The sequence below is a fragment of the Rhizobium sp. S96 genome (assembly GCF_030382195.1).
Lineage (GTDB): Bacteria > Pseudomonadota > Alphaproteobacteria > Rhizobiales > Rhizobiaceae > Rhizobium.
Window position 1 is genome coordinate 80,019 of sequence record NZ_JAUDRY010000010.1, and the last position, 15,671, is coordinate 95,689.

Genomic DNA, 15,671 nt, shown 5'->3' on the forward strand with positions numbered 1-15,671 from the left:
TTCGGGGCGGCTTTACTCCGCGTCACGGCAAGGCGTTTCCGCCTTCCGCCCACCGTCGTAGGCCCTGACGATGCCTTCATCGAGCAAGTCTCGAGCCGGATTGCTGCCGTCCTCTAGGGTGACGTCCGCCAGGATACGTCCGAAATACTTGTCACCGGAGATCTGCGTCAGGCTTATCCGAGGGGACGCGCCCGCTAGTTCCTCAAGGGCGTGACGCGCATCGACGCCTGCGCGCCTGACACTTGCGCACTTGGAATGCATCTCAGGTGCGTCGATTCCGCGTATGCGCACATAGACTTCGATCTTCTGTTGCGGCCATGGCCGCGCTTCCACCAGCAACGTATCGCCGTCGATAACACGGAGAATTTCAGCCGCAACGGGCCCGTCGATCTCGTCGCGTGCAATGGCGGCGGCCGGCATGACGATCAGCACTGCGAGAAAAAACGAAAATGACTTTGCCATATCAGGAATAAATTCCGTTATTGTGGCAAAGTCAATAGGAATATTTACTTAGAAATCGATGGCTCGGCCGTTGATTTCCCAATCCCCGAAGCGAGCAGGGTCAGCGCCGCCTCGCCCACCGATTTCCGTCGGCAGATCCGCGGGTTTCTCATTCCTGCGGCGTTCCTCTGCCTCGGCGAGCGCGCGCTTGGCGGCGGGCGACAGCATCTTGCGTGGTGGTTCCGAGCCTTCGGCCGGAATTTCCCTGTTGTCGTTGTCCGCTGCTTGCATCCCGCGCTTCCGCCTGAAAATATTGAAAATGGCTACCGAGTAACCAAATCATAGTGCGCCGACCGCGCGATTGAAACCCTTTCGTGTTTCTGGAACTCGGCTGGAGATGGAGAATCCGATGAATCTTGTCCGCACCGCCATGTTGCTGGCCTTCATGACCGCGCTGTTCATGGTCGTCGGCTTTATGATCGGCGGTCGCAGCGGGATGATGATCGCGTTCGTTATGGCGGCCGGAATGAATTTCTTTTCCTACTGGAATTCCGACCGGATGGTGCTCTCGGCTTATCACGCCAAGGAGATCGACGAGCGCAATGCGCCGGAATTTTTTGCGATCATTCGAGACCTATCGCGGAATGCCGGCCTTCCGATGCCGAAGGTCTATCTCTACGACAGCCCGCAGCCCAATGCCTTCGCGACAGGTCGAAATCCCGAGAATGCGGCGGTCGCGGCCTCAACCGGCCTGCTAAGCGTCCTTTCACCCGAGGAAGTCGCGGCTGTGATGGCGCACGAACTCGCCCACGTGCAGAACCGCGATACCTTGACCATGACGATCACGGCAACGCTTGCCGGCGCGATCTCGATGCTGGGCAATTTCGCCTTCTTCTTCGGCGGGAACAGAGAGAACAACAACAATCCTCTGGGCTTTATCGGCGTGCTGTTGGCAATGATCGTGGCGCCGCTCGCGGCCATGATGGTGCAGATGGCGATCAGCCGGACGCGTGAATATGCTGCCGACAGGCGCGGCGCGGAGATTTGCGGCAATCCGCTGTGGCTTGCATCGGCGCTCGGCAAGATTGCGCGCGGCGCTGCCCAGGTGCCCAACTACGACGCGGAGCGCAATCCGGCGACGGCACACATGTTCATCATCAATCCCCTGACTGGCGCGGGGATGGACAATCTGTTCTCGACGCATCCAAACACTGAGAACCGTATCGCCGCGCTTCAGGAAATGGCGCGCAGCCCCACGAACGGCTCGACGTCGGGACTTCAGGCTGGTAGTTCCATGCGCAAATCGCGCTCGGTTCCCAATACGGGCGCCAGCCGCGGTGGTTCCCAACCGCCAAAAGGTCCGTGGTCTTGAATCCAGACGACAAGAAGAAGCCTATCCGGAAACACAAGAAGCCAGTCGCTTCGAGACCTGCCAGTGGTCCAGCGAAACCCGGGCTGCAGGTTCGCGCCGCGGCTGCAAAGATCCTGGGTGCAGTGGTTGACCGGAAGCTTCCTCTGGATGGCGCGCTCGACAATGAGCACGGAAACCCAGCCTACAAGGCGCTGAACGACGCCGATCGCGCACTCGTTCGCGCCATTCTGAATACGACGCTTCGGCATCTGCCGCGCATCGAAGCGGCGCTTTCGTCTCTTCTCGACACGCCCTTGCCCGAAGGCGCTCGCGCCCTGCAGCACATCCTTTGGGTGGCCGCGGCGCAGATTTTGTACCTTGACGTGCCCGATCATGCGGCCGTCGATCTTGCCGTTGAGCAGGCGAGCAACGATCCGAGAAGCAAGCGTTTTGCCAAGCTTGTGAACGCCATTCTTCGCCGCCTTGGCCGTGAAAAACAGGAAATACTGGCACGCGTCAGAGATGTGTCGCCAATGCCGGATTGGTTCCTGAAGAGGCTGGAAGCGGCCTATGGCCGGGACGTGGCAGTGGCCATTGCGGAGTCCCAGCTCGAGCCGGCGGCGATTGATCTCAGCGTGAAGTCCGATGCAGCCGGTTGGGCGGAAAAGCTCAACGGTCACGTTCTGCCGACAGGCGGCGTGCGTCTCGCGGCTTTTGAAGGCAATATACCAACGCTGGAAGGCTTTGCTGAGGGGCAATGGTGGGTGCAGGACGCCGCCGCCAGCATCCCCGCGCAGCTTTTCGGTGATCTGACCGGCAAGCGGGTGGCCGACCTTTGTGCCGCCCCGGGCGGCAAGACGGCTCAGCTGATCGTTGCCGGCGGGACTGTTGTTGCCATCGAGCAATCCGAAAATCGGATCAAACGGCTTCGCTCCAACCTGGATCGGCTGAAGCTCGAAGCGGAAACGATTGCCTGCGATCTGACGCAGTACGAGCCGGACCAGCTGTTCGATGCCATCCTTCTCGACGCGCCGTGCTCCTCGACCGGGACCACACGTCGTCATCCTGATGTCCTATGGACCAAGGGTCCGGAGGATATTGCCAAGCTCGCTGCCTTGCAGGAACGACTTCTGCGACACGCTGTGACGCTTCTGAAGGTCGGTGGCACGATCGTCTTTTCGAATTGCTCGCTCGATCCAAGCGAAGGCGAAGAGGTCGTTGCACGTATACTCGCCGACACACCGTCGATCGAACGAGTCGCCATCGAAGCAAGCCGCTGGCCGGGGCTGGACGCAGCTATCAGCGCCATAGGCGAATTCCGCACTACACCCGACATGTTGCGTGTTCCCACAGGCTTTGCATCCGGTCTTGACGGCTTCTATGCCGCTGTGCTTCGCCGTGTTGCTTGATCGAAAAGCAACTGGCATAGTTGAACCTCAATCACAATTTCATAGACGGCCTGCGCCGTTTCCGGACTTGTTCATCCATTCTTAACGACGCGGGTCAATTACGATAGGCATGTTGTCTGGACGGTTTTCGAGTCTTTACGTTGGAGAGGCTTGGCGGCGCATGCGTTGCCGCGCCGCGCTTTTGCGCTTGCGCCTGTTTCGGCACGGATCCTATGCGCCAGATCGCCTGATCGTGGCGCCCACTGACCTGCGTGCGATTGATCCGCATGTTGCCGAAGAGATCCTGAGTGGCCGCTTTCCGCTTGCCGGGCGCCTGCTTGAGACCGGCGGCAAGTCGCCCTTCACTTTCAGCCTGCCGTCGCGCTCGTTTGCATTGCGCCTTCACAGCTTTGGTTGGCTCCGGCACATGCGGACCAAGAAGAGCGACCTTCATTCGAATGTGGCACGCGCCATCGTCGGCAGTTGGCTTTCCATTCACGGCGGGCGTATTGAAGGCATTGCCTGGGAAATTGATGTTACGGCGCAGCGCGTCATAGCGTGGCTCTCGCATTCGCCGGTCGTCCTGTACAATGCGGACCGAGGCTTCTATCGGCGCTTCATGCGGTCGCTTGCGTTCCAGATCCGGTTCTTGCGACGCATGGCGCAATATGCCCCTCCCGGGGAGGTCCGGTTCCGATTGCGCATCGCGCTTGCCATGGCGTCGATCGCCATGCCGGCGCGAGCGAGTGTGCTGCGAAAGGCGGCGGACGCCCTAGACCTGGAGTTCGATAGCCAGATTCTTCCCGATGGGGGTCATATCTCGCGCAATCCGCGAGCGGGGCTGGAGCTCCTTCTCGATCTTCTCCCGCTTCGCCAAACCTATGTGAATCTTGGACACGACCTGCCGCAGAAGCTGATATCGGGTATAGACCGAATGTATCCGGCCCTTCGCTTCTTCCGACATCAGGACGGCGACCTTGCCCTCTTCAACGGTGCAACGTCCACACAGGCGAACGAGCTCGTTTCGTTGCTGCGCTACGATGAGACAGCCGGCGAGCCATTCAAGGCGATGCCCCACTCGCGCTATCAGCGCCTATCGGCGGGGCGTACTGCGGTAATTGCGGATACCGGCGCGCCGCCGCCGGGCAGGCAATCTCAAACCGCGCATGCCGGCAGTCTTTCGTTCGAAATGTCGTCGGGCCGCCATCGCTTCATCGTCAATTCAGGTTCGCCGAAGTTTGCCGCGCGGCGATACATCCAGATCGCGCGGACAACCGCCGCCCACACCACAGTGACACTCAACGACACGTCATCCAGTCGCTTTGCTCCATCGGAGTTCGTTGCGAATGTGATTGTCGATGGTGTGCAGAACGTCAACGTCGACCGTGCGGTTGCCGACGACGGCCGCGATGTCATCAAGGCCAGCCACGACGGTTACCTGAAGATGTTCGGCGTGCTGCATGAGCGCGAGCTCACGCTCAACGCAACAGGCTCGATCCTGACGGGGTGCGATCGGCTTATCATGCCGGAGGAGCGCAAGCGCGATGAGCCGTTGCGCGCGACCGCACGCTTCCACGTTCATCCTTCGATCAACCTGAACAGGATGGATCGGGAGTCGGTGTTGATGACGGCGCCCGACGGAGAAGCTTGGCTGTTCTCCACGCCAGGCAATGAAGCCCTGATTTCGGACGATGTGTTCTTTGCCGACGCCTCCGGCGTCTGTGGTTCCGATCAGATCGAAATCAGCTTTTCCTACCCGGAAAAGCCGGAAATACGCTGGTTTTTATCCCGCAGAAGCTAGTGGCTGTTTGCGTGGAAGCAAAGCTGTGGTAACGCGGCGCCATAATCCGTGCACCCTTGCCGGATGTCTCCTGAAGACCCGAACGGAGAAGCCTCATGGCCGTTGTTTCCAAAAAAATCCCCGCCCCTGACAAAGTCAAAGTCAACACCGCCTTGCTGTCCGTGTCGGACAAGACCGGCATCATCGAGCTTGCACGCGCGCTTGCCACACAGGGTGTCCGGCTGCTTTCGACTGGCGGCACGCACAAGGCTATTGCCGCTGCTGGCCTCGACGTGACAGATGTTTCCGAGATCACGGAGTTTCCGGAGATCATGGACGGACGTGTGAAGACGTTGCATCCGCGCGTTCATGGCGGCCTTCTTGCCATTCGCGACGATGCCGAACACCAGGAAGCGATGAAGACCCACGGTATCGAGGGAATCGATCTCATCGTGGTCAATCTCTATCCCTTCGAGGATGTTCGGGCCGCGGGAGGCGACTACCCGACGGCGGTCGAGAACATTGACATCGGCGGCCCCGCCATGATCCGTGCCTCGGCAAAGAACCATGCCTATGTTGCGATCCTGACCGATCCCGCTGACTATGCTGAACTGCTGGAACAGCTGTCGTCCGATGGACAGACCGCTTATGCCTTTCGCCAGCGCATGGCAGCAAAGGCGTTTGCTCGCACCGCGGCTTATGATGCGATGATCTCCAACTGGTTTGCCGACGCATTGTCGATCGAAACGCCGCGCCACCGCGTGATTGGCGGCGTACTGAAGGAAGAGATGCGCTACGGGGAAAACCCGCATCAGAAGGCAGCCTTCTACGTCACCGGCGAGCGTCGCCCCGGTGTTTCGACGGCTACGCTCATTCAGGGCAAGCAGCTCTCCTACAACAACATCAACGATACCGATGCGGCGTACGAGCTGGTCGCGGAATTTCTGCCGGAGAAATCTGCCGCGTGCGCGATCATCAAGCATGCCAATCCTTGCGGCGTCGCAACCGGAGGCAGCCTGCTCGAGGCCTATCAGCGCGCTCTTGCCTGTGACTCGGTCTCCGCCTTCGGTGGGATCATCGCCCTTAACCGGACGCTGGATGCAGCGACGGCAGAAGAAATCATCAAGCTCTTCACCGAAGTCATCATTGCGCCCGATGCGACTGACGAAGCCAAGGCAATCGTCGCCCGCAAGGCGAACCTCCGCCTGCTCGCGGCCGGCGGTCTTCCTGATCCCCGCGCGGCCGGGCTGACGGCGAAAACCGTTTCGGGTGGCCTTTTGGTACAAAGCCGGGACAACGGCATGGTCGAGGATCTGGATCTGAAGGTCGTGACAAATCGCGCGCCGTCTGCCCAGGAGCTCGAAGACATGAAGTTTGCCTTCAAGGTCGCCAAGCACGTCAAGTCGAACGCGGTGGTCTACGCGAAGAATGGTCAGACCGCGGGCATTGGCGCCGGCCAGATGAGCCGTGTGGATTCGGCCCGCATCGCCGGACTCAAGGCAGAGGAAGCCGCCAAGGCACTCGGCCTGGCTGTGCCGCTGACGCATGGTTCGGCCGTTGCTTCCGAAGCGTTCCTGCCATTCGCTGACGGCCTGTTGTCGATGATCGCGGCGGGCGCAACGTCGGTGATTCAGCCTGGTGGCTCCATGCGCGATCAGGAAGTCATCGACGCGGCCAACGAGCACAATGTCGCAATGGTCTTCACCGGCATGCGCCATTTCCGCCACTGAGCGGACGTAAGAGTTTCTGCTACGCCCTGTCCGCTGGATAGGGCGTACGGATCAGGATGATCAGGCCGCCGGCAAGAAACAGCACGAGTGTTGCCATGCCGAAGCGGGACGAGTCGGTCATATAAGTGACGATCGAGAAGATCAGGGTTGCCATGAAGCTCGTCGCGCGACCCGACAGCGCGTAAATTCCAAAATAACGCCCGGCCTCATCGAGGCTGACGCTTCGCGCGAGATAGGATCGCGACGAGGCCTGGACCGGCCCAAACGCTAGGCCGATCAGAAGTCCGTAGCCGATATAGGCCTTTTCCGCGGCGGTCCCGAAAAGACTACCGGTATCGGCGGTCGGCAGCGCAACCAAGCCGAAGAGGGTAAAGCCAGGTCCGGTCGAAACAATCCCGGCGGTCGCAATCAGCAGCATGGTCAAGCTGACGATCACCGTCGTCTTCGAGCCCATGCGCGCATCCAGGCGACCAGCGATCAGGCAGCCGAAAATTGCGACCACGTTGAGAATGATGCCGTAAATGCCGATCTCGATCGTTGCCCAGCCAAACATGCCGGCTGCGAATGCTCCCCCCAGGATCAGAAGTCCGTTGACGCCGTCCTGGTAGATCATGCGGGCGATGAGGAAACGGAAGATCCCGCGTCGCTGCTTGAGTTCGCCAAGAGTATTCCTCACCTCCCCCAGGCCGGAACGCACGGCCGCCACGAAGGGAAGACCGCGCTTTGCATCAGGGGTGAAGAAGAACATTGGCAGGATGAAGATGAGGTACCAGACCCCTGAGATCGGTCCGGTAATGCGGGCGTCCTCGCCGGTGTGCGGATCGAGGCCGAAGAGCGGATCGATCCCGAGGATTGTCTTGCCGCTTTCGGGGCTGCCGGCAAGCAAGGCTACCACGGCGATCAGCACGATCATTCCGCCCAGATAGCCCAAGCCCCAAGCCGTGTTTGATAGCTTTCCAACGTCAGTCCTGTCGACAAGTCGCGGCATCATCGAATCGTTGAAGACGATCGAAAACTCTGCGGCAATCGACGCCAGGATCATGAAGATCATGGGGTAAATGACAGGCGACCCCGGCGCGGCACACCAGAGGCCGAAGAGGCTTGCAATCTTGACGACGGCAAAGGCGCCAATCCAGGGCTTTCGCGCTCCTGATTGGTCTGCGATCGAGCCTAGAATGGGAGACAGGACAGCGATGATGATCGACGAAATCGTCGCTGTGTTACTCCACAACGTCTGGGCGGAAACGGGGTCCTCGGTCAGCCGCGACACAAAATAGGGGCCGAAGATGAAAGTCGTAACAACTGTGAAGAACGGCTGCGCCGCCCAGTCGAAGAGCATCCAACCCCAGATGCCCCTTTTCGACGCCTTGGCAGGCCGCGTCCCGGTCCAGTCGATGCGATTCACCAATCAGCTCCCATTTTGGAAGCGGACTTTCTCACCTCGTCCCGTCTCGCGCAAGATCGGTCAGCAAACCGGCTGCGACGGTGATGCGTGCGAGATTGGGATCTCCGCCTTCGCTCAAGCTCGACAGCTCTTCGGCAATGCGGTTGATCCTGATCCGGTCGCCCGCATGCCAAGCCTGGACCGGAAGCTTTTCCTTGCCATGGTTGGAAAGCACCGCGGTGACGATGTCGCGTCTCGCGCTGGCGATCTGATCTAGGCTCCGTGCAAGCGCCAGGCTCTCATAGTGATCTGAGGTCACGATGCGGGCACCGGCGGCAAGCAACCGTCCGATCCGGAAGGTTCTCGTTACCGCGAAGTAGCTCTCGGCGGCGCGAACCAGCGTTTCGCCGGTGCGTTCGGCGATCTGCATGATCTCTGGCACCAGGGCAAAACCAAGCAGATGCGCGATCTCGGACGCCAAGCCTTCCGGCAGTCCTGCCTCGCGATACTCGCTTTGACGCGCATCGAGCTCCGGCACGACCTGACCGGCAAAAACGGGCTTGAGCTTCTTGAAGGCAGCCTGCAGTCGCTCAACGGTTTCGCCAATATTGCCCCGTGCCATCTGGGTCTTCAGCAGTAGCCGGGTAAGGACAGTGAAGATGTGGCTGATCTCTTCATGGATGCGATTTTGCATCTGCCCTGAGATCTTGCCGTCCAGAGCGTCCGTCTCGGCCCACAGTCGCCCGAGATCGAAACCGTCGCGAGCAATGATGGCCGCGCGTACCACCTCAGCTGCGGAGGTTGCCGTCGCATCCATCATGCTGACGGCAAAGCCCGGACCGCCGCGGTTGATCGCTTCGTTGGCCAGTACCGTTGCGATGATCTCACGCTTCAGGCGATGTTCCGTGATATCGGTCGCATTGGTTTTTTGCATCTTCGCCGGGAAGTAGCGAGACAGCGTTGCCGCGAAATAGGGATCGTCAGGCAGGTCGCTGGCCGCAAGGGCGTCGAAAAGCACGATCTTGGCATAGGAGAGGAGGACTCCGATCTCCGGCCGCGTCAGCGGCTTGCCGCCGGCGTAGCGCTCGGCCAGGGTCGTGTCGTCAGGAAGTGTCTCGACCTTGCGGTTGAGCTGTTTTGCGGCCTCCAGCACGGTCATAAAGCGGGCAAGTTCCAACCCGTTGGCAACACCCTTGCGTTCAGTCAGCGAGATCGCCAGCGACTGAAGATAATTGTTGCGCAGCACGAGTGCCGCTACTTCCTCAGTCATCGACGACAGAAGCTGGTCGCGCTTTGCGCGCGTCAGGCGTCCGTCATGCATGGCGGCGGCCAACGCGATCTTGATGTTTACCTCGACGTCGGAGGTGTTCACGCCGGCCGAGTTGTCGATTGCATCCGAATTGCAGCGGCCGCCCTTGAGGCTGTAGGCGATGCGACCCTTCTGCGTGACCCCGAGATTGGCCCCTTCCCCGATGACCCTGGCACGAACCTCGTCGGCACTGACACGGATCGGATCGTTCGCGCGATCGCCGACATCAGCGTCCGTCTCGGAAGCTGCCTTCACATACGTACCGATGCCGCCGAACCACAACAGGTCGACCTGGCTCTTAAGGATCGCCGTAATGATCTCGAACGGCGTGGCGACCGTCTTGTCGATGCCGGTCGCCGCTGCGGCCTCTGGCGTCAGCGTCACCGATTTCACCGAACGGGAGATGATCATTGCGCCTGGGGAGAGGATGCTCTTGTCGAAATCCTGCCAGCTTGAGCGAGCGAGATTGAACAGGCGACGACGCTCTTCCAGCGTCTTTGCCATGTCCGGATCCGGATCGATGAAGATGTCGCGATGGTCGAAAGCAGCCACAAGCCGGATCTTCGGCGACAGCAGCATGCCGTTGCCGAATACATCGCCCGACATATCGCCGACACCGGCAACGCTGAACGGCGTCGTCTGGATATCGATATCCATTTCCCGGAAATGACGCTTGACGGTTTCCCAGGCGCCGCGAGCGGTAATGCCCATCTTCTTGTGGTCGTACCCGGCCGAACCGCCAGAGGCGAAGGCATCGTCGAGCCAGAAGCTGGCTTCCTGGGCGAGTGCATTGGCCGTGTCCGAGAATGTCGCCGTGCCTTTATCCGCCGCAACGACGAAATAGGGGTCGTCGCCATCGAGCCGCACGGTATCCTTTGGTGCTAGGATCTCCATGCCGGAAATATTGTCGGTGATCGACAAGAGCGTGCGAATGTAGGTTTTGTAGGCCTCACGTCCGGAATTGAAAATCTCGTCGCGGTTGCCGCCAACGGGAAGCTTCTTGGGGTAGAAACCACCCTTGGCACCGACCGGTACGATGACCGCGTTCTTGACCTGCTGGGCCTTGACCAGACCGAGCACTTCCGTCCGATAGTCTTCGGCGCGGTCCGACCAGCGAAGGCCCCCACGGGCGATCTTGCCGAACCGCAGATGAACGCCTTCCACCTCGACGCCGTAGACGAATATCTCACGGAACGGTCGCGGCTCGGGAAGGCTATCCACGGCAAAGGGATCGAGTTTGAAGGCGAGCATCGCCTTCGCGGTGCCGTCCTCGTTGCGCTGGAAGTAGTTCGTCCGCAGCGTGGCGTCGACGACGTTGACGTAACGGCGCAAAATACGGTCGTCATCGAGGCTCGGGACCTCCGCCAGCGCCGTCTCGATTTTTCCGTGCAGTTCGGCTGCCTTCTTAATCCTGGCCTTTTCAGCAATTCGCGGGTCCAGCGTATCGTGGAACAACCGGAAGATCAGCGTGGCGATAGCTGGATACTTATCGAGCGTTGTCGCGATGTAGTCCTGCGAATAGGCAATGCCCGCCTGGCGCAGATATCGTGCATAGGCGCGAAGGACGCTGGTCTCCCGGGCCGACAGGCCGGCGGAGACGATAAGCCGGTTGAAGTTGTCGTTGTCGATAATGCCGCTGAAAGCCGACAGAAAGGCTTCTTCAAGCGCCGGACCCTGGCGCGCGAGATCCACATCAAGGCCGCCGCGGGCTTCAAGCTCCATATCGTGCAGGACGACTAGGTGTTCGGAGCCATCGTTCAGCGTCACGTCGATGTCGAAGGTTCCTTCGCTGATCACGTTGAAACCGAGATTTTCGAGCAAGGGTACGCGCCGGGACAGCGCAAGCTGGCCGCCGGCGTGGAAGATCTTCAAGCACAGCAGATCCACATCGTCCTTGCGTCGCGTGTAGAATCCGATCCGGATCTGTTCGCCTGTGGCGCAACCGGCGATGTCTTCCAGGTCGCTGAAGGTTTCCTCCGGCGGAAAGAGATCCTGGAAAGCGTGGCTGACCTGGATCCTTGGCGCCTTGGGGCCGGCCAAGGCTTCGAAGCGGTCGTCCCAGCGTGCGGTGATGACGCGGATCGCTTCTTCGAGGCGCGCTTGCGGCACGCGTGGCGTCTTGCCGCCGGAGCGTCCGATGATGAAGTGTACGCGGGCGACACCGCCCTCCGGGAAGGCGGGGTAGTAGGCGGACACGCGACCATCGTAGATCGTCTTCAGATACGTTCCGATCTTCTCGCGCACGATGGAGTCATATTCTTCGCGCGGGACGTAGACGATCACGGAAACGAAGCGATCGAAGTGGTCGATACGTGGCAGGGCGCGGACACGGGGCCGGTCGGCCAGATCGTTGATCTGTTCTGCGAAGGTTGCCAGCAGCGTCGTGTCGATCTGGAAAAGATCGTCGCGCGGGTAGGATTCCAGCGTATTGTCGAGCATGCGACCCGAATGGCTCATCGGATCGAAGCCGAAATGTTCTTTCACCTTTTCGATTTTCGACCGTAGCAGCGGAATATCGCTGGCCAATGAGGTGTAGGCCGTCGACGTAAACAGGCCGACGATGCGCAGCTCGCCGGTGACGTTGCCATCCGCGTCGAAGCGTTTGACGCCGACATAGTCCATATAGGCTCGCCGGTGGACGATTGATTTCACGTTCGCCTTGGTGACGATGAGGAAGTCCGGGCCATCCAGGAATGCCAGAATTTCGGGCGTCGTGGTCACGGCATCCTTGCCGGTACGCAGCACCAGCACGTCGGGATTGGAAAGAATGCCCAGACCCGTTCCCTTGTCGCGCTCGACTTTGGCGCTCGACCCCTTACCCGAGTAAAGATATTCGCGCATGCCGAGGAACGTAAAATTCGCATCACGCAACCAGGTCAGAAAGGCGATCGCCTCGTCTCGTTCGGCCTTCCTGCGTCCGGCTGGATAAGAGGACAGCTCGTCGATCACGGTGCCAAGCCGCGCAATCATCGGTTTCCAATCGGACACCGTCAGCCTCACCTGCTCGACAACAGCTCCGATGCGCTTGATCAGATCGCTCGCCTGCGCAGCCGTGAGCGGAGAGATATGCAGCTGGATATGGCTGACGCGATTGGCCGGTTCGCTTGGCGCGTCGGCCACATAGAGCTCTGGAGCTCCTCCGTCCTTCATGACCAGAATCGGGTGCACGGCCATGAAGAGATCGCGATAGCTACTCGTGACCTCGCCCATCACCGATTCATAGAGGAAGGGCATGTTGTGGTCGGTGACCGAGAGGATCGATACCGGGGTTCCGTTTGGCGCTACGTCAGCGACGGTCTCAATGCTGATGCGAGGAGTCTTGCGGCTCCATGCAGCAAGTTCACGAGCGCAATGAACCGCCGAAAGTGCCAGCATCTCCGGCGTATAGGCCTCGAGGTCGTCGTTGCTCGCCCGACCGAAGAGAATTTCTGGATCGATGTGACTCTCGCCTATGGCAGCGGCGATCTTGCTCGCGCTTTCGAGCTGTTTTTCCCGCTTAGGATTGTTTCGAGCAGCCATTCCAGATGTTCCCTCATGTGTTGGATTTTCGGCAGGTTAGCAGAAGATTGGACGGAAAAATCTCTAAAAGAAGGCGGAAACGGACAGCTTTCGTGCGTTTTTTCCCTCGAAGACGCCTGATTCTTAAAAAAATGCGGAACTTTTTCATTTTGCGATTGCGCCGGTTCGGAGACATCGCATGTCCGGATGAAGGACGGTTGACAGTTGCTCGTCAAAAAGGAGATCTACGGAAACGAATAGAATTCGGATCGGAAGAAGATGTCCCAGAATACAGCGGGAACTGTGATCGTGATCTCGAGCCATGTGGTACGCGGCTCAGTCGGAAACCGTGCGGCCGTATTCGCGCTGGAAACGCTCGGCCATCAGGTTTGGGCGCTGCCGACCATCGTTCTGCCATGGCATCCCGGCCACGGGCGATCTACGCGGCTAACCTTCGCCGAGGCCGATTTCGATGCCGCGATCGACGATCTCATCCGCGCACCCTGGATTGGCGAGGTCCGAGCGGTTCTTACGGGGTATTTTGGCAACGCTGCGCAGGCGCGTTCGGTCGCACGGCTCGTCGCCGCGCTGCGGGAACGAGATCCGGATCTCTTCTATGTTTGCGATCCCGTGATGGGAGACCTGGGCGGCCTCTATGTACCGGAGGCGACCGCCGAGGCCATCCGGGACCATCTTATTCCGCTGGCCTCGCTTGCGACACCCAACAGGTATGAGCTGGCCTGGCTCGCTGGCGCTCCGCTTGAGGACAATACCGCGATCATCGATGCCGCGCTGTCGCTTGGACCTTCGCGTATGCTCGTTACTTCCGCGGTACCGATGATGGCCGGCGGTACCGGAAATCTCTATCTTTCGGGACGGCATGCCCTGCTTGCCGAGCATCGCCTTGTCGAAAAGCCGCCGAACGGTCTCGGCGACCTGCTTGCCGCCCTGTTCCTCTCCCGGCTCCTGTCGGGAATGGAGGATGAGAAGGCGCTCCAGCTAGCAACGGCAAGCGTCTACGAGGTTCTCGCGCGCGCCGTTAAACGTGGTAGCGATGAACTGACGCTTGCAAGCGACGCGTCCAGCCTGGCAACGCCGATGGCCATGGTGCAGATGCGGCGGCTGCTGCATCCGGCGCAGAGACGAAAGAGCTAGCTTTCTTCGTGGCGGTGATTTTGCACTGCTATGGTTGATCTTGTCCGGTTCCCGCTGTAATCGAATGACATGCAGCGTTTTCCAAACACCCTTCTGGACGGCTATCGCAACTTCATGAGCGGGCGTTATGCCGATGCTCGTGACCGCTATAAGACGCTCGCCGAGAACGGCCAGAGCCCAAGCACCCTCGTCGTAGCCTGTTCAGACTCGCGCGCTGCGCCGGAGCTGATATTCGATGCGGGCCCCGGCGAGCTGTTCGTTGTTCGCAATGTCGCCAACATGGTGCCGCCCTACGAACCGGACGGCCATTTCCATGCCACCTCGGCCGCATTGGAATTCGCCGTTCAGGTGCTGAAGGTTTCCGACATCGTCGTGATGGGACACGGCCGTTGCGGTGGTATTCGCGCAGCGCTCGATCCCAACGCCGAACCGCTGTCACCCGGCGACTTTATCGGTCGTTGGATGTCGCTTGTACGGCCGGCCGCCGAGCAGATCCAGAGTAACGACATCATGACGCCAGGCGAGCGACAGACAGCGCTTGAGAGAATTTCGATCCGAAACTCGATCGATAATTTGAGAACGTTTCCGAACATCAAGGCGCTGGAAGAAGCCGGCCAGATCCAACTTCATGGTTCCTGGTTCGATATTTCGACCGGTGAGCTCTGGGTGATGGATGCGGAGACGCGCGACTTCGTTCGCCCCGAAATCTAAGCACAAATAAAAAGCACCGAAGTTGCCTCCGGCGCTTTGCTGAACAGGTGTGTCCTGCTTAATTGGCGTCGATCTGCTGGCCGATGTAGGCAATTGCCTGCTGGTAGACCGTGGCGGCGTTCCAGCCGGCAATGGCGGCAAAGTTCGGCTCTCCCGGCTGATAACCGGCACCGGCCTGCCAGCCGTGGCCCTTCAGGAAGTTTGCCGTGGAAGCGAGCGCATCCGCGCGCGAGCCGACCATGTCAACGCGACCATCACCATCCCCATCGACACCAAAATTGACGACGTTGCGAGGCAGGAACTGAGTCTGGCCGATTTCGCCGTGAGCGGCGCCGCGTGCCTGCGGATTGAGATAGCCTTCCGAGACCAGCTGAAGCGCTGCGTAGAGCTGATCGGTGAAATAATCGGAGCGGCGGCAGTCGTAAGCGAGGGTCGAAACAGCAGACATCGTGTGCTGGTTGCCCATGTAGCTGCCGAAGCCTGTCTCCATGCCCCAGATCGCGATCAGCGGGCCTGCCGGCACGCCGTACTTCCGCTCGATGGATGCAAACAGGGCAGCGTTGGCACGCTTCATGCCCTTGCCGCGGGAAATGATGGCTGCGCCGCCGCGCTTCTGCATGAAGGCATCAAACGACAGCTTGAAGCTCTTTTGGCCACGGTCGGCCGCGATCGTCGGGCGATTGTAAGCGACATTCGCGAAGGCTCGGTCGAGTACGGCGCGGTTTACGCCGCTGGCAGCCGCTTCCTGCTTGAAGGCGCTGACCCAGGCGTCGAAGCCAGCACCGGTGTTACCGCACTGTGCTCCTTGAGCTGCCGCTGGAACTGCGTGAAGAATGGCGGCAGCCGCGGCTGCAGCCAGCAAGAACTTTGTCATGCGCATGGAGATTTACCCCGATCCCGATCAACTTAACCTGCAACCGGGCT

General features: G+C 60.0%; 11 protein-coding genes. 6 read left to right on the top strand and 5 right to left on the bottom strand.

Going from position 1 to position 15,671, the window contains the following annotated elements; translation table 11 throughout:
* Window positions 1–12 precede the first annotated feature (12 nt).
* Window positions 13–462 carry a thermonuclease family protein gene (locus tag QTL94_RS12640; protein WP_289801840.1) on the bottom strand — a complete coding sequence of 150 codons (450 nt, stop codon included), beginning with the start codon at window positions 460–462 and terminating at the stop codon, window positions 13–15.
* Window positions 463–510: 48 nt separating this feature from the next.
* Window positions 511–732 (bottom strand): DUF1674 domain-containing protein, encoded by a 222-nt coding sequence (locus QTL94_RS12645; RefSeq protein ID WP_065690585.1) that lies wholly within the window; start codon window positions 730–732, stop codon window positions 511–513.
* 118 nt (window positions 733–850) lie between these two features.
* On the opposite strand from QTL94_RS12645, the gene htpX reads away from it, so the two are divergent.
* From htpX to purH, 4 genes are all read left to right on the top strand, one after another.
* Window positions 851–1,813 carry a zinc metalloprotease HtpX gene (htpX, locus tag QTL94_RS12650; RefSeq protein ID WP_289801843.1) on the top strand — a complete coding sequence of 321 codons (963 nt, stop codon included), beginning with the start codon at window positions 851–853 and terminating at the stop codon, window positions 1,811–1,813.
* Window positions 1,804–3,201, top strand: coding sequence for an RsmB/NOP family class I SAM-dependent RNA methyltransferase (locus tag QTL94_RS12655; protein ID WP_289801845.1), 1,398 nt, complete (start codon window positions 1,804–1,806; stop codon window positions 3,199–3,201). The genes htpX and QTL94_RS12655 overlap by 10 nt, the downstream gene beginning before the upstream one ends.
* 109 nt (window positions 3,202–3,310) lie before the next feature.
* The gene (locus QTL94_RS12660; protein WP_289801847.1) at window positions 3,311–4,981 is read left to right on the top strand and encodes a heparinase II/III family protein; all 1,671 of its coding nucleotides are present in this window, start codon (window positions 3,311–3,313) and stop codon (window positions 4,979–4,981) included.
* A 95-nt stretch (window positions 4,982–5,076) separates the two neighbouring features.
* Window positions 5,077–6,690 carry a bifunctional phosphoribosylaminoimidazolecarboxamide formyltransferase/IMP cyclohydrolase gene (purH, locus tag QTL94_RS12665; protein ID WP_289801848.1) on the top strand — a complete coding sequence of 538 codons (1,614 nt, stop codon included), beginning with the start codon at window positions 5,077–5,079 and terminating at the stop codon, window positions 6,688–6,690.
* Window positions 6,691–6,709: 19 nt separating this feature from the next.
* Here the strand turns inward: purH and QTL94_RS12670 are convergent, their stop codons facing one another.
* Together QTL94_RS12670 and QTL94_RS12675 are read right to left on the bottom strand one after the other, a co-directional pair.
* Window positions 6,710–8,098 carry an MFS transporter gene (locus tag QTL94_RS12670; protein WP_289801850.1) on the bottom strand — a complete coding sequence of 463 codons (1,389 nt, stop codon included), beginning with the start codon at window positions 8,096–8,098 and terminating at the stop codon, window positions 6,710–6,712.
* Window positions 8,099–8,126: 28 nt separating this feature from the next.
* Window positions 8,127–12,902, bottom strand: coding sequence for an NAD-glutamate dehydrogenase (locus tag QTL94_RS12675; RefSeq protein WP_289801852.1), 4,776 nt, complete (start codon window positions 12,900–12,902; stop codon window positions 8,127–8,129).
* Window positions 12,903–13,160: 258 nt separating this feature from the next.
* On the opposite strand from QTL94_RS12675, the gene pdxY reads away from it, so the two are divergent.
* Both pdxY and QTL94_RS12685 read left to right on the top strand, forming a co-directional pair.
* Window positions 13,161–14,036 (top strand): pyridoxal kinase PdxY, encoded by an 876-nt coding sequence (gene pdxY / locus QTL94_RS12680; protein WP_065690580.1) that lies wholly within the window; start codon window positions 13,161–13,163, stop codon window positions 14,034–14,036.
* A gap of 69 nt (window positions 14,037–14,105) precedes the next feature.
* Entirely contained in the window at window positions 14,106–14,747 is a 642-nt protein-coding gene (locus QTL94_RS12685; protein ID WP_289801855.1) for a carbonic anhydrase, read from the top strand.
* Between the two features lie 58 nt (window positions 14,748–14,805).
* Here QTL94_RS12685 and QTL94_RS12690 read toward each other — a convergent pair whose 3' ends face one another.
* Window positions 14,806–15,627, bottom strand: a complete 822-nt coding sequence (locus QTL94_RS12690) for a lytic murein transglycosylase (RefSeq protein ID WP_289801858.1) — start codon at window positions 15,625–15,627, stop codon at window positions 14,806–14,808.
* Between the last annotated feature and the right edge of the window lie 44 nt (window positions 15,628–15,671).

Coding starts and splice junctions, on each gene's coding strand:
- QTL94_RS12640 (WP_289801840.1), bottom strand. CDS start 462: ATGGCAAAGTCATTTTCGTTTTTTCTCGCAGTGCTGATCGTCATGCCG.
- QTL94_RS12685 (WP_289801855.1), top strand. CDS start 14,106: ATGCAGCGTTTTCCAAACACCCTTCTGGACGGCTATCGCAACTTCATG.
- QTL94_RS12675 (WP_289801852.1), bottom strand. CDS start 12,902: ATGGCTGCTCGAAACAATCCTAAGCGGGAAAAACAGCTCGAAAGCGCG.
- htpX (WP_289801843.1), top strand. CDS start 851: ATGAATCTTGTCCGCACCGCCATGTTGCTGGCCTTCATGACCGCGCTG.
- pdxY (WP_065690580.1), top strand. CDS start 13,161: ATGTCCCAGAATACAGCGGGAACTGTGATCGTGATCTCGAGCCATGTG.
- QTL94_RS12645 (WP_065690585.1), bottom strand. CDS start 732: ATGCAAGCAGCGGACAACGACAACAGGGAAATTCCGGCCGAAGGCTCG.
- QTL94_RS12660 (WP_289801847.1), top strand. CDS start 3,311: ATGTTGTCTGGACGGTTTTCGAGTCTTTACGTTGGAGAGGCTTGGCGG.
- QTL94_RS12690 (WP_289801858.1), bottom strand. CDS start 15,627: ATGCGCATGACAAAGTTCTTGCTGGCTGCAGCCGCGGCTGCCGCCATT.
- purH (WP_289801848.1), top strand. CDS start 5,077: ATGGCCGTTGTTTCCAAAAAAATCCCCGCCCCTGACAAAGTCAAAGTC.